General features: G+C 75.9%; 15 protein-coding genes. 5 read left to right on the top strand and 10 right to left on the bottom strand.

Annotated elements, in window-relative coordinates:
- The first annotated feature begins 56 nt into the window (after positions 1-56).
- Positions 57-767: an SDR family oxidoreductase gene (locus ACFPK1_RS19335; RefSeq protein ID WP_378022560.1), complete on the top strand. Its 711-nt coding sequence runs from the start codon at positions 57-59 to the stop codon at positions 765-767.
- Positions 768-773: 6 nt separating this feature from the next.
- Here ACFPK1_RS19335 and leuD read toward each other — a convergent pair whose 3' ends face one another.
- Together leuD and leuC are read right to left on the bottom strand one after the other, a co-directional pair.
- Entirely contained in the window at positions 774-1,364 is a 591-nt protein-coding gene (gene leuD, locus ACFPK1_RS19340; RefSeq protein ID WP_378022561.1) for a 3-isopropylmalate dehydratase small subunit, read from the bottom strand.
- An 11-nt stretch (positions 1,365-1,375) separates the two neighbouring features.
- Positions 1,376-2,800: a 3-isopropylmalate dehydratase large subunit gene (gene leuC / locus ACFPK1_RS19345; protein WP_378022562.1), complete on the bottom strand. Its 1,425-nt coding sequence runs from the start codon at positions 2,798-2,800 to the stop codon at positions 1,376-1,378.
- Positions 2,801-2,843: 43 nt separating this feature from the next.
- Between leuC and ACFPK1_RS19350 the strand changes: the two genes are divergently transcribed.
- Positions 2,844-3,536, top strand: coding sequence for an IclR family transcriptional regulator (locus tag ACFPK1_RS19350; RefSeq protein WP_378022563.1), 693 nt, complete (start codon positions 2,844-2,846; stop codon positions 3,534-3,536).
- A gap of 7 nt (positions 3,537-3,543) precedes the next feature.
- On the opposite strand, the gene ACFPK1_RS19355 is transcribed toward ACFPK1_RS19350, so the two are convergent.
- Positions 3,544-3,837 (bottom strand): DUF3040 domain-containing protein, encoded by a 294-nt coding sequence (locus ACFPK1_RS19355; protein ID WP_378022564.1) that lies wholly within the window; start codon positions 3,835-3,837, stop codon positions 3,544-3,546.
- A 359-nt stretch (positions 3,838-4,196) separates the two neighbouring features.
- Between ACFPK1_RS19355 and ACFPK1_RS19360 the strand changes: the two genes are divergently transcribed.
- On the top strand, positions 4,197-4,367 hold the full coding sequence (locus tag ACFPK1_RS19360) for a hypothetical protein (protein WP_378022565.1): 171 nt from the start codon (positions 4,197-4,199) through the stop codon (positions 4,365-4,367).
- Positions 4,368-4,371: 4 nt separating this feature from the next.
- Positions 4,372-5,067, top strand: a complete 696-nt coding sequence (locus tag ACFPK1_RS19365) for a hypothetical protein (RefSeq protein WP_378022566.1) — start codon at positions 4,372-4,374, stop codon at positions 5,065-5,067.
- Here the strand turns inward: ACFPK1_RS19365 and ACFPK1_RS19370 are convergent.
- Positions 5,057-6,505: a ferredoxin reductase family protein gene (locus tag ACFPK1_RS19370; RefSeq protein ID WP_378022567.1), complete on the bottom strand. Its 1,449-nt coding sequence runs from the start codon at positions 6,503-6,505 to the stop codon at positions 5,057-5,059. The two genes, ACFPK1_RS19365 and ACFPK1_RS19370, sit on opposite strands and share 11 nt — an antisense overlap.
- Before the next feature lie 182 nt (positions 6,506-6,687).
- Between ACFPK1_RS19370 and ACFPK1_RS19375 the strand changes: the two genes are divergently transcribed.
- Complete coding sequence (locus ACFPK1_RS19375) at positions 6,688-7,671, top strand: hypothetical protein (RefSeq protein WP_378022568.1); 984 nt, start codon at positions 6,688-6,690, stop codon at positions 7,669-7,671.
- 3 nt (positions 7,672-7,674) lie between these two features.
- On the opposite strand, the gene ACFPK1_RS19380 is transcribed toward ACFPK1_RS19375, so the two are convergent.
- The 6 genes from ACFPK1_RS19380 to ACFPK1_RS19405 form a co-directional block, all read right to left on the bottom strand.
- On the bottom strand, positions 7,675-8,769 hold the full coding sequence (locus ACFPK1_RS19380) for a winged helix DNA-binding domain-containing protein (RefSeq protein WP_378022569.1): 1,095 nt from the start codon (positions 8,767-8,769) through the stop codon (positions 7,675-7,677).
- A gap of 31 nt (positions 8,770-8,800) precedes the next feature.
- Positions 8,801-9,820, bottom strand: a complete 1,020-nt coding sequence (locus ACFPK1_RS19385; protein WP_378022570.1) for an amidohydrolase family protein — start codon at positions 9,818-9,820, stop codon at positions 8,801-8,803.
- Positions 9,817-10,575, bottom strand: coding sequence for an NAD(P)-dependent oxidoreductase (locus ACFPK1_RS19390; RefSeq protein WP_378022571.1), 759 nt, complete (start codon positions 10,573-10,575; stop codon positions 9,817-9,819). Before ACFPK1_RS19390 ends, ACFPK1_RS19385 begins: the two co-directional genes overlap by 4 nt.
- Positions 10,572-11,651: a 4-oxalomesaconate tautomerase gene (locus tag ACFPK1_RS19395; RefSeq protein WP_378022572.1), complete on the bottom strand. Its 1,080-nt coding sequence runs from the start codon at positions 11,649-11,651 to the stop codon at positions 10,572-10,574. Before ACFPK1_RS19395 ends, ACFPK1_RS19390 begins: the two co-directional genes overlap by 4 nt.
- A complete protein-coding gene (locus ACFPK1_RS19400) occupies positions 11,648-12,343 on the bottom strand; it encodes a 4-carboxy-4-hydroxy-2-oxoadipate aldolase/oxaloacetate decarboxylase (protein ID WP_378022573.1) in 696 nt (231 codons plus the stop codon). The genes ACFPK1_RS19395 and ACFPK1_RS19400 overlap by 4 nt, the downstream gene beginning before the upstream one ends.
- A 72-nt stretch (positions 12,344-12,415) precedes the next feature.
- Positions 12,416-13,066: a GntR family transcriptional regulator gene (locus ACFPK1_RS19405; RefSeq protein WP_378022574.1), complete on the bottom strand. Its 651-nt coding sequence runs from the start codon at positions 13,064-13,066 to the stop codon at positions 12,416-12,418.
- Between the last annotated feature and the right edge of the window lie 78 nt (positions 13,067-13,144).

Raw genomic sequence — 13,144 nt, forward strand, 5'->3', positions numbered from 1 at the left:
GTGTGCACCGAGACGGTCTTGGACCACCGGTCCTCGCCGGGCCGAGGATCGAGGGCGTGAGCGACAAGACGACAGCCCTGGTCACCGGGGCGAACAAGGGCATCGGCTACGAGATCGCGGCGGGACTGGGCGCGCTGGGCTGGCGGGTCGGCGTGGGCGCGCGCGACGACGCCCGCCGCGAGGAGGCCGTCGAGAAACTGCAGGCCGCGGGCGTCGACGCGTTCGGCGTGCCGCTCGACGTCACCGACGACGCGAGCGTCACCGCCGCGACGGCGTCGTTCGACCGGCTCGACGTGCTGGTGAACAACGCCGGCATCACCGGCGACCGGCCGCAGGAGCCGACGCAGGTCAGCATCGACACGATGCGCGCGGCCGTCGAGGTGAACGTCTACGGCGTCGTGCGGGTCACCAACGCGTTCCTGCCGCTGCTGCGCCGCTCGGCGCACCCGCGGATCGTCAACGTGTCCTCGGGCGTCGGCTCGCTGACCCGCCAGACCTCCGGCGGGGAGACCGGCCCGATCTCGGCCGCCTACTCCCCCTCGAAGACCTTCCTCAACGCCGTGACCGTCCAGTACGTCAAGGAGCTGGCCGACACGAACATCAAGATCAACCTGGCCTGCCCCGGCTACGTCGCGACCGACCTCAACGGGTTCCGCGGCCACCGCACCCCGCAGCAGGGTGCGGCGACCCCGATCCGGCTCGCGACGCTGCCCGACGACGGGCCGACCGGCGGCTACTTCGAGGACGCCGGGTCGATCCCCTGGTAAGGGCGGTCAGCCCGTCGTGACCGGCTTGTGCGCCGGCCGCGTCGCCTCGTAGGCGTCGATGTCCTCGGCGTGGCGCAGGGTCAGGCCGATGTCGTCGAGGCCCTCCATGAGCCGCCAGCGCGTGTAGTCGTCGACGGTGAAGCGCACGGTGAGGTCGTCGGCGGTGACGGTCTTCGCCTCGAGGTCGACGGTGAGCTCGAGGCCGGGGCGCTCCTCGATCTTCTTCCAGAGCAGCTCCACGTCGGACTGGTCGACCGTCGCCGCCAGCAGGCCCGCCTTCGACGAGTTGCCCTTGAAGATCTCGCCGAACCGCGACGAGATGACGACCCGGAACCCGAAGTCCATCAGCGCCCAGACGGCGTGCTCGCGCGACGAGCCGGTGCCGAAGTCGGAGCCGGCGACCAGGACGCTGCCCCGGGAGAACGGCTCGACGTTGAGGACGAACTGCGGGTCGGCCCGCCAGGAGGCGAACAGGCCGTCCTCGAAGCCCGTGCGCGTCACGCGCTTGAGGTAGACGGCCGGGATGATCTGATCGGTGTCGACGTTCGACACGCGCAGCGGCGTGCCGATGCCGGTGTGGGTGGTGAAGGCGTCCACGGGTCGACTCCTCAGGCGTGCTGCAGCGTGGCGGGCTCGGACAGGTCCTCGGGCGAGGACAGGGTGCCGCGCACGGCGGTCGCCGCGGCGACCAGCGGCGACACGAGGTGCGTGCGCCCGCCCTTGCCCTGCCGGCCCTCGAAGTTGCGGTTCGACGTCGACGCGCACCGCTGGCCGGGCGCGAGCTGGTCGGGGTTCATGCCCAGGCACATCGAGCAGCCCGCCGAGCGCCACTCGGCACCCGCCTCGGTGAACACGGCGTCGAGCCCCTCGGCCTCGGCCTGCGCCTTGACGTGCATGGACCCGGGGACGACGAGCATCTGCACGTCGTCGGCGACGTGGTGGCCGCGCAGGATGTCGGCGGCCGCGCGCAGGTCCTCGATGCGGGCGTTGGTGCACGAGCCGAGGAACACGACGTCCACGGGGATGTCGCGCAGCCGGGTCCCGGGCTCGAGCGCCATGTAGTGCAGGGCCTTGCGGGTGGCCGCGGCGTCGTCGTCGTTCATCGTCGCCGGGTCCGGCACCGTCTCGCCCAGCGGCAGGCCCTGGCCCGGGTTGGTGCCCCAGGTGACGAACGGCGTCAGCGCGTCGGCGTCGATGTGCACGACGGTGTCGAACTCGGCGTCGTCGTCGGTGCGCAGCTCGCGCCAGGCGGCGACGGCGGCGTCCCACTGCTCGCCCCGCGGGGCGTGCGGGCGGCCCTCCAGGTAGGCGAACGTCGTCTCGTCCGGGGCGATCATGCCCGCGCGCCCGCCGGCCTCGATCGACATGTTGCACATGGTCATGCGCGCTTCCATGGTCATGTTCCGCACGGCCTCGCCGCGGTACTCGAGCACGTAGCCCGCGCCGCCGCCGGTGCCGATCTGCGCGATCACCGCGAGGATGACGTCCTTGCTGGTCACGCCCGGGCGCAGCGATCCGGAGATCTCGATGGCCATCGTCCTGAACGGGCGCAGCGGCAGCGTCTGGGTGGCCAGCACGTGCTCGACCTCGGAGGTGCCGATGCCGAACGCGAGCGCGCCGAACGCCCCGTGGGTGGAGGTGTGCGAGTCGCCGCAGACCACCGTCGTGCCCGGCTGGGTCAGCCCCTGCTCGGGGCCGATCATGTGGACGATCCCCTGGTTCTCGGTGCCCATGGGGAACAGGCGGACGCCGAACTCCTCGCAGTTGCGCCGCAGCGTCGAGACCTGCGTCGCCGAGGTCTCGTCGGCGATGGGCAGGTGGAGGTCCTTGGTCGGGACGTTGTGGTCCTCGGTCGCGACGGTGAGGTCGGTGCGCCGCACGGGACGGCCGGCCATGCGCAGGCCGTCGAAGGCCTGCGGGCTGGTGACCTCGTGGACGAGGTGGAGGTCGATGTAGAGGAGGTCGGGCTCCTGCCCCTCCCCGTACCGGACCACGTGCTGGTCCCAGACCTTCTCCGCGAGCGTGCGTCCCACAGCGTTGCCTCTTTCCCACATCCTGGGACTAGGGTGTCGTCCTGTGGGACAGGGTAGCGGTATCGGCGTGCTCGACAAGGCGGTGGTCGTCCTGCGGGCGGCCGCGGCCACGCCGTGTGCGCTGGGCGAGCTGTGCGAACGCACCGGGCTACCGCGTGCGACCGCGCACCGGCTCGCGGTCGGCCTCGAGGCGCACCGGCTCCTGGCGCGTGACGCCGACGGCCGCTGGCGCCCGGGGCCCGCGCTCGGCGAGCTCGCCCACGGGCACGGCGACCCGCTGCTCGCCGCGGCCGACGAGGTGCTCCCCGAGCTGCGCGACCTCACCGGCGAGAGCATCCAGCTCTACCGCCGGGACGGTGACGCGCGCGTCTGCGTGGCCGCGGCCGAGCCGTCGAGCGGGCTGCGCGACACGGTGCCCGTCGGCGTGCGGGTGTCGATGGCCGCCGGGTCGGGCGCCAAGGTGCTGGCCGCCTGGTCCCGCGAGCACCGCTCGACGTTCCCCGAGCCCGTGCTCGACGAGGTCCGCCGCCGGGGCTGGGCGCAGAGCGTCGCCGAGCGCGAAGCCGGCGTGGCCAGCGTGTCCGCCCCCGTGCGCGACGCCGACGGGACGGTCGTGGCCGCCGTGTCGGTGTCGGGCCCGGTCGACCGCATCGGCCGGCGCCCCGGGGCCCGCTGGGCCGATGCCCTGCTCACCGCCGCGCGCCGCCTGGAGGGGCGGCTGGCCGAGGTGGGCTAGCGGGGAGCTAGGAGTCCCTGCCGCGGAACACCGTCGGCCAGGGGTGCGCCGAACCGGGCCGTCGCCAGTGCCACACCCCCATGGGGACCGCGGACATCACCATGAGCAGCAGCCCGTGGCCGACCGGGCCGATCGCGGCCAGGCCGACGCCCAGCAGGACGCCGACGACGAGGGCCGTCACCGACCACCAGTAGGTGCGGCGGTCGTCCTTGGGCCGGGCGAGCCGGGCCAGCGCGGGATCGCTGCCCTCGATCTCGCGCTCGATGTCGGCCAGGATGCGCTGTTCGCGTTCGTCGAGCACCAGGAGACTCCCTCGGCGGCGTGCTGTCGACGACGGGAGCACCGAGGAGGGTTCGCGGGCCGCTGTCGCCGGATCACAGAGCGAATTCCCCCCGTCGAACAGGCGAAACGCCGACGACGCCCACGTCACGACGAAGCGACGGCGCGCGGCGGCGACCGGGACGGGCCGGGGCGTGCACGCCCCGGCGGCGCGGGTCCCCGCTCGTCCCGGGACGCCGACCGCCAGCCGAGGACCCGGCCCACGTGGCGGCCGGACGGGCGACGGCGGCGAGGACCGCCCGCCCATGCCGTACAGTCCTGCTCAGCCGTTCGAGTGAGACCTACGCCACGAGACCTGCGGGGCTCGGGAAGGTGGCGACCGTGAACATCGGAGCACCACGGCGCGTCCTGCGCGTCGAACCGATCGTCGACCCCGTCCCCGACCGTGACTTCCCCGAGCGGCCGGCCGAGGTGCGCCCCCAGCTCCCCCGCCCGACCCCGCGCTCCGGGGCGGTGCCGGTGCCGCGACGGGTGAGCGACGCCGGGTCCTGACGCGGTGGGCGAGGCCCCGGACGCCGCGATCCCGGTGGTCGGCTGGCGGCTGTGGCTCCTGGGCGGCGAGCGGAGCGCCCCCGGACTCGTCTCACCGGCCGTCACGGCCATCTGGCCGCCGCGCGCGGCGATGACGGCGGCGTGCGCCCGCGGCTGCGCCGAGCCGCCCGGGTGGGGCTGCGCGTGCGGGCTGTACGCGACCGCGGGGCTCGAGCGCCTCCTGGTGCCCTACTCCGGGGACGGCGCGATCTTCGGGTGCGTCGCCCTGTGGGGGCGCGTGGTCGAGGCGGACGACGGCTGGCGCGCCGAGCACGCCTACCCCCTCGCCCTGCTGGCCCTCCGGCGACGACCTCTGGACCAGGCCCTCGAGCAGTACCTCTCCCCCGGCCTCGCCCGCGTGCGCCGCACCCGCTGGCTGGCGCGGGGCGGGCGCGCCGAACCGCCCGACGACACGACCCTGCGCGTCCTCGGCGACCGCTACGGGGTCCCGGTGCACGCCGTCACCGGCGTGCTGCCGCGGCTGCCGGACCGCCGCGTCGCGCACCGGGCCGCGGCCCTGCGGGACGAGGCCGCCCGCGGCCTGCCCCACCGCCGCCTCGGCGACGGCCACGCCCGGCACCGCTTCACCCGGGCCATCGAGGACCTCGTCGCCGCGTTCGAGGGGTGGTCGGACCCGGACCCGCCGCCGGTCACCGCCTGAGCGAGCCGGTCTCCTGACCCTCCCGGCCCGCCTTGACGCGCGGGATCGGGAACGAGGGGTGGGTGGGGAGCCGGTCGGCCGGCGACCCGGCGGACGGATGCGTGCGCGCGTCCCGAGGTGAGGGCACCGCGGCCGGGGCCGCCGTCGGCACCGGGCCGGTCCAGCCGAACTGCTCGCTGTGGACCGTCGACGGCGGGACGCCCAGCGCCTCGAGGGCGGCGAGCGCGCCGGTGAGCAGCGACGGCGGCCCGCACACGTAGTACTCGAGGCGGCCGCGGGCCCGCGGGAGGATCCCCGCGACGAGGTCGGCGTCGATGCGCCGGCCCGCGGTGCGCAGCACCTCGAGGTCGAGGCGGCGCGCCAGCACCTCGAGCTCGGGGCCGAACAGCGGCTGGTCGGCCCGCTCGGCGAGCACGAGGCGGTGCCGGCGGCGGTCGCCGCGCTCGGCGAGCGTGCGCAGCATGCTCATCATCGGGGTGATGCCGACGCCGCCGGCGATCAGCACGAGGCCGTCCACGCGCTCCGGCACGTCGGGAGTGAAGCTGCCGTGCGGGCCGTCGAGCCAGACCTTCGTGCCCGGCCCCATGCGGGCCAGGGCGCGGGTGAAGTCACCGGTGGCGCGCACGGTGAGCTCGAGGCGGTCGGTGAGCTCGGCGCTGGAGGCGATCGTGAACGGGTGCTCCTGCACCCCGACGACCCGCCGGTGCCGGCGCAGCCACACGAACTGGCCGGGCGCGAAGGCGGGCAGCCCGCGCCGCCGGAACACCGGGGTCAGCGCGAGCGTCGCGACCTCGGGCCCCTCGTGCCGCACGCCGTAGACCACGTACGCGCCGCGCGGCGAGAACAGCGGCTGCCACACCCAGCGCCGGGCGAGGACCACGATCAGCAGCAGGACCAGCGCCGAGACGACCACCCGCATCACCGGGTCGGCGAGCAGGTCGCCCATCCAGACGACGTGCAGGCCCGCGAGCAGCAGCGCGAGGCCCGCCGCGGCGACGTGCAGGCGTGCCCACCACTCGTAGCGCGTCCCGCGACGCCGGCCCCAGGCCGCCGCCCCCGCGAGCACGATCATCGCGGCGAACGCGGCGTAGCCGAGCTGGACACCCGCCGAGGCGGCGAACGGGTCGATCAGCTTCGGACTGCGGACGACGGCGAGCACGGTGTGCGCGGCGACGAGGCCCAGGGCGGCGACACCGAGCCACCGGTGGCCGCTCATGACGCGGTCGATCCCGAGGGACGTGGTCAGCGCCCGGATCCGCGAGGCACCGACGGTCGTGAGCACCATCGCGACGACCGCGACCAGGCCCGACAGCACGATCCCGAGCCCCAGGAGCCTGCCGGGATCGACGCCCTCCCGGCCCAGGTACACCGCGGGCGGCCCCAGCACCAGCAGGACGAACGCCCCCGACCACACCGTCCGCCTCGCGCGCTTCGACACCTGGCCGACGCTAGGGGCTGGTCCGGCGATGATCGTCCGGTCCTGAGAGCTCGTGATCGACGGGCGGGACGGGCGGCCGTCCGCGGACGACGGGACGCCGAGACGTTGGCCCGGACGGGCTAGATGACACCGCCGGACGCCGCTCTGACTCTCAGGGCCCGGCGCCGGGTAGTCCGGAGGGCGTGACCTCCCTGCTGACCGGGCTCCTCCGCGGCACCGCCGCCGGCGCCGCGGGCACGACCGCCCTGAACGTCGCGACCCAGACCGACATGGCCCTGCGGGCCCGGCCCGCGAGCGACACCCCGGTCGAGACGGTGTCCGCGCTCGCCGACCGGGCCGACGTGGCGATCCCCGGCGGGCGCCGCGAGCGCCGCCATCGTCTCGAGGGCCTCGGCGGGCTCGCCGGGTCCACGACGGGCGTCGCGGTCGGCGGGCTGGCCGGCGTCCTGCGCAGCGCGGGCGTCCGCCTCCCGGCCGTCCTCGGCGTCCCTGCGCTCGGCGCCGCCGCGATGCTCGCCTCGGACCTGCCGACCGCGCGGCTGGGCCTCACCGACCCCCGGAAGTGGGGCTCGGTCGACTGGGCCGCCGACGTCGTCCCGCACCTGGCCTACGGCGTCGCCACCCACGCCACCCTCACCGCGACCTTCCGCGCCGAGGACCGCGAGCGCGCCGAGCACCCCGAGCGCTTCCCCCGCTCGGCGACGACGGGGGCGCTCGCCCGCGCCGCCGCCCTGGGCGCGGCGACCGGTGCCCGCAGCACCTTCGGCTCCGCGGCGCTCGCCTGGCGCGCCCGCTCCGGCGACCCCGGGCCGAGCAGCCTGCTCGCCGGCCGGTTCGGGCGGGGCGCCGCGACCCTCGGCGCCCTCGGCGAGGCCGCGGGCGACAAGCACCCGGCGGTCCCGCCCCGCACGGCGCCGCCCGGGCTCGCCCCGCGTCTCGGCCTCGCCGCCGTGGGCGCGGACACCGCGGCCCGGCGCGACGGGTACGAGGGCGGGCCGGGCGTGCTCGTGGCGACCGCCGCCGCGGCCGGCGCCGCGTTCGGGGGCCAGCACCTGCGGGCCCGCGCCGCGGAGCGCTTCGGCGCCGACCTCCCCGGCGCGCTCGCCGAGGACGCCCTCGCGGCGCTGCTCGCCTGGTGGGGGGCCGGCCGCCGCTCCGCCGGATGACACTCAGCGGGGTGATGCCGCGACCGTGACCTTCTCGTGCGCGCCGCCGGAGAGGAAGCCGGCGACGGCGCGGCCCTCCTCGGCGACCGCCGCGCGGTCGGCGCGGGTGAAGCGGCGCCGGGGCGTCACGGTGACCGCGCCGTCGGTGGACGTCCAGGTGGCCGCCACCCGGCCGTCGACGAGCACCGCGCGCTCGCCCGCGACCGAGAGCCCGCGGTCGGCGTCGTCGACGATCCGGCTGCGGTCGTCGTAGCCGAGGATCGCGTTGTCGAACGCGGGCAGGAAGCGCACCGGGGCCGGGGTGTCGGGGTCGGGCCGGGGCGCGTCGGGCAGGTCGAGCAGCTCGCGGCCCCGCTCGTCGCGGAAGCCCACCAGTCGCTCGCGCACGGCGGCCACCGCGGCCGGCAGCCCGGCGAGGCCCGACCAGGCGCGCAGGTCGGCCGACGCCGCCGGGCCGTACGCGGCGAGGTAGCGCAGCACCAGCGACTCCCCCACCGGGTCGGCGCCGTCCGGGGCGGGCGGGTCGACGGGACGGCCCAGCCACGACGCCACGAGCAGGCAGCGCGCCGGGCCGGCCTCGCCCCACAGCCCGCGCGGCGGCACCTGCACCACCGGCACCAGCGTGCCGAGGGCCTCGCCGAGCACCCGCGGCGCGACGTCCGGCCAGCGGTCCGCGAGCACCCGGCCCACCTCGGGCAGCGTGCGCGCCTCGTCGGCGAGCAGCCGGCTGCCGACCTCGACCAGCTCGTCGAGGTCCACGGCGGCGAGCTCCCGGCGGTACACCCCGAGCAGCCGCTGGCGCAGCATCGCGTCGTGCCGCGACCGCCACGCGAGCGCGTCGCCGGCCGTGACGAGGTGGACCGTGCGGCGCATGAGGTGGGTACGCACCACGCGGCGCGCGGCGAGGTGGCCGGAGAGCTCGGCGGGGTCGAACCCGGCGAGCCGCGACCACAGCCCGACGTAGGGCTCCTGCGGCTCCTGGGCCTGCAGCCCGCCGAGGTGCGCGACGGCGTCCAGCGCGGGGAGCGGCGCGCGCTCGAGGAGGTGCTGGCGAGCCAGCGTCGCCCGGTTGAGCGCGCGCCGGTCGAGGACGGTCACACCGGGCAGCGTGGCACGGCGGACCGACAGCTCAGCGCCCCTGCGCGCGCAGCCGCCGGTCGAGCCGCGGGTAGACGCGCCGGGCGTTGTGCTCGTAGACCTTCGCCCGGTCCTCGGCCTCGAGCTTCACCCCGTCGACGTAGCGGCGGGTGTCGTCGAAGTGGTGGCCGGTGCGCGGGTCGACGCCGCGGACCGCGCCGACCATCTCGGACCCGAAGAGGATGTTGTCGACCTCCACGACCTCGAAGAGCAGGTCGATGCCGGGCTGGTGGTAGACGCAGGTGTCGAAGAAGACGTTGCCCATCAGCGCGTCCTCGACCGCGGGCCGGTCGAGCATGTCGGCGAGCCCGCGGAAGCGCCCCCAGTGGTACGGCACCGCCCCGCCACCGTGCGGGATCACGAGCCGCAGGTCGGGCAGGTCGCGGAACAGGTCGGCCGCCAGCAGCTGCATGAACGCCGTGGTGTCGGCGTTGAGGTAGTGCGACCCGGTGGCGTGGAAGTTCGGGTTGGTCACCGCCGACACGTGCACCATCGCGGGCACCTCGAGCTCGACCATGGCCTCGTAGAACGGGTACCAGTGCCGGTCGGTCAGCGGCGGCGCGGTCCAGTGCCCGCCCGAGGGGTCGGGGTTGAGGTTGACGCCGACGAAGCCCAGCTCGTCGACGCACCGGCGCAGCTCGGCCACCGACCGCTCGATCGGCACGCCGGGCGACTGCGGCAGCTGCCCGACGCCCGCGAAGTGCTGCGGGAACAGGTCGACGACGCGGGCGACGAGGTCGTTGCTCGCCCGGGCCCACGCGGTGCTGACCGCCTCGTCGCCGCGGTGGTGGCCCATCGCCGACGCGCGCGGGGAGAAGATCGTCAGGTCGACGCCGCGCTCGGCCATGAGCCGCAGCTGGCTGCCCTCGACCGACTCCCGGATCGCGTCGTCGGGGATCTCCGGGTAGCGGGGCGCGGGGTCGCCGGCGTCGAAGGCGGCGGTCTGCGCCTCGCGCCAGGCCGTGTGGTCGGCCGGCGAGGTCGTGTAGTGGCCGTGGCAGTCGATGATCATCGTTCTCCGTCCCGCAGGGCAGCGAGCAGGTCGTGGGCGGCGGTGGCGGTGCGGGGCTCGACGCCCAGCTCGCGCAGCTGCTCGGCCGCGGCGGCCATCTCGTCGGCGCGGCGGCGAGCGTGGCGGTGGGTGCCGTCGACGAGCCGCTCGATCGCGTGCTCGTCGAACCCGGCGAGCTCGGCGGCGACGTCGGCGGCGAGCCAGTCGGCGCAGCCCGCGGCCTGCGCGCCGGCGAGCGCCTCGACCACGGCGGCCGCGAGCCCCTTGTAGAAGACGCTGCGCAGGAGCTTGCGCGAGATCGCGGAACCCGCGGGCCCCGGCAGCACGGTGACCGACGCCCCGAGCCCGCCCATCGCCTCGGCGTAGCGCGCCGCGCCGTCGCCCGAGACGAGCATCGGCGTGCGCAGGCCCTTGCCCGGCACCGGCGCCATGAGGGCGACGTCGACGACGTCGGCCGCGGTCGCCGCCACCAGCGCCTGCTTCGTCCCCGGCGACGCCGTGTTGAGGTCGGCCCAGAGCGAGCCGGGGCGCAGGCCGGGCAGCGCGTGGGTCAGCGCCGGGAGGGCGTCGTGGGAGCTGTTGGCCGACAGCACGAGGTCGGCGTCGCGGACGGCGTCGGCCTCGTCGGCACGGCGCGCGACCCCCTCGACGTTCGGGACGAGCGGGTCGTACCCGCGCACGTCGGCGCCGGCGACGACGAGGTCGCGGGCGATCGCGGACCCGGCCTCGCCGAGCCCGAGCAGGGCAATCCTCACGCCTCCTCCCGGGGGAACGCCCAGCCGTCGGCGAGCTTGCGGGCGGTGCGCACGACCCCCGAGCGCAGCACGCGCGGCGCGTCGGCCGTGGCGTCGACCGCGACGTCGACGAGGAAGTGGCCGGTGGGGTGCTCGACGTCGACGCTGGTCGTGCCGTCGGGCCAGCCGGTCGCGATCTCGTGGCCGACGGCCCCGGGCAGCAGCATCCCGGTGACCGCGCTGACCGCGGCGAGCACGCCGATCGCCGTGTGCGGGCGGACCGGGATGAACGAGCGGGTGGCGACGTGGCCGCCGTCGCCGGGCGGGGCGAGCAGCACGGTCTTCGGCACCGAGGAGCCCCCGACGTCCCCGAGCCCCATCAGCGCGCCGGCCTTGGTCCGCAGGGCGTCGATCCGCGCCGCGAGCGCGTCGTCGGCGGCGAGCTCGTCGTGGGTCTCGTGGCCGGTCAGCCCGAACGCGGGGGCGGGCGCGAGCACCACGGGCATCCCGTTGTCGACGCACGTGACCTCGACGCCGTCGACGGTGTCGCGCACGCGACCTGTCGGCAGCAGCGCACCGGTCGCCGAGCCCTCGGTGTCGGCGAACGCGAGCGTGACCGGCGCGGCGGTGCCCGGGACGCCCGCGATCGCGACGTCGCCGCGGTAGGTCACGCGCCCGCCGGGGGTGGCGACTCCTGCGACGGCGACGCTGTCGGAGTTGACCATGCGGATGCGCACGTCGGTGGTGCCCTCGCGGGCGGCGACCAGGCCGCGCTCGAGGGCGAACGGCCCGACGCCCGCGAGGATGTTGCCGCAGTTCTGCCGGTCGGAGACGGTCGCCTCCTCCACCCCGAGCTGCAGGAACAGGTAGTCGACGTCGGCGTCGGGGTGCTCCGAGGGACCGATCACCGCGACCTTGCTGGTCAGCGACGTCGCCCCGCCCAGCCCGTCGATCTGGCGGGGGTCGGGTGTGCCCATGAGCCGCAGCAGCAGGCCGTCGCGGGCGGCGGGGTCGGCGGGCAGGTCCGGGGCGCAGAAGTAGAGCCCGCGCGACGTGCCGCCCCGCAGGATCATCACGGGGACGCCGTCGTCGCTCATCCGTGCTCCTGCGCGTGCGGCACGTACGCGATGCCGAACTCCTTCAGCCGCTCGCGCAGCCCGTAGCGGTCGAGCCCGAGCTCGCCCGCCCGGAACGCGGCGCGGGTCGCGTCCTCCTTCTCGAGACGGGCCTGCGCCGCGGTGAGCGCCCGCCCGACGTCCCCGCGCGGCACGACCATCACGCCGTCGTCGTCGCCGAGCACGACGTCGCCGGGGTGCACGACCTGGTTGCCGAGGGTGACCGGCACGTTCACCGCCCCGGCCGTGGCCTTCACCGAGCCCTGCGCCGACACCGCCCGCGACCAGGCCGGGAAGGCCATCGCCCGCAGCTCCGCGACGTCGCGCACACCGCAGGCGAGCACGACGCCGCGCACGCCGCGGTGGGCCAGGGCCGTGGCGAACAGCTCGCCGAACAGGCCGTCGGTGGACGGCGACGCGGTGGCCACGACCAGCACGTCGCCGGGCCGGCACTGCTCGACGGCGACGTGGATCATCAGGTTGTCGCCGGGCCAGCACAGGGCCGTGACGGCGGTGCCCCCGGTGCGCGCGCCGGCCCAGGCGGGGCGGAACTCGGGCCCCAGGTACCCGGTGCGCCCGAGCGCCTCGTGGACCGTCGCGACCCCGTACCCGCCCAGCGCCGCCGCGTCGTCGACGTCGGCCCGCGGCGGGTCGGTCACCACCACCGTCCTCATGCCTGCCTCCTCGCTCGGTCCGTCCCGAGCATCAGAGATGGCGCCAGGATTGTCAACAATCCTCGCGACGGTTCAGGCGCCGGACGGATCCCCGACCCGGGGCAGGGTCTCGATGACGCTCGCGAGGTGGGCGCGCATGGCCGCCTCGGCGCGGTCGGCGTCGCGCGCGCAGATGGCGTCGACGATCTCGAGGTGCTGCGGCAGCGACACCGACGCGCGTCCCGGCAGCAGGGCCAGCCGGTACTGGTGGCGCACGTTCTGCCCGCGCAGGCGTTCGAGCACCCCCTCGGCGACGCTCTGGCCGGCGACGGCCCGCACCGTCGCGTGCAGCCGGCGGTTGAGCTCGGAGTAGCCGACGACGTCGCCGCGCTCCACCGCGGCCCGCATGTCGGTGCCGATCGCCCGCAGCGTGGCGAGATCGTCGTCCGTGGCCCGCTGCGCCGCCTTGGCCGCGCACAGGCCCTCGACGACCATGCGCACCTCGGAGATCTCGATCGCCTCGTCGAGCGACACCGCGCGCACGCGGGCCCCGCGGTTCTGCACCCGCTCGACGAGCCCTTCGCCCGCGAGCTGCACCAGGGCGCTGCGGACCGCGGCCCGGCTGGCGTGGAAGTGCTCGGACAGGTCGACCTCGATGAGCCGCTGACCGGGCACGAAGTCGCCCTCGAAGATCGCGTGGCGGACGTGGTCGACCACGTCGCCGGACTCCACCCCGGGTCTCACGCGACGACCTTAGCACCGAGAACGTCCGCAGAATTGTCGACAATCCTTGCGCCGATCCTGGTGACGGTGGAAGCTCAC

This window comes from Actinomycetospora rhizophila, assembly GCF_042657905.1.
Lineage (GTDB): Bacteria > Actinomycetota > Actinomycetes > Mycobacteriales > Pseudonocardiaceae > Actinomycetospora > Actinomycetospora rhizophila.

Excerpts from the sequence above, each read along its gene's own strand:
- ACFPK1_RS19385 (WP_378022570.1), bottom strand. The coding sequence starts at position 9,820 with ATGATCATCGACTGCCACGGCCACTACACGACCTCGCCGGCCGACCAC.
- ACFPK1_RS19395 (WP_378022572.1), bottom strand. The coding sequence starts at position 11,651 with ATGAGCGACGACGGCGTCCCCGTGATGATCCTGCGGGGCGGCACGTCG.
- ACFPK1_RS19400 (WP_378022573.1), bottom strand. The coding sequence starts at position 12,343 with ATGAGGACGGTGGTGGTGACCGACCCGCCGCGGGCCGACGTCGACGAC.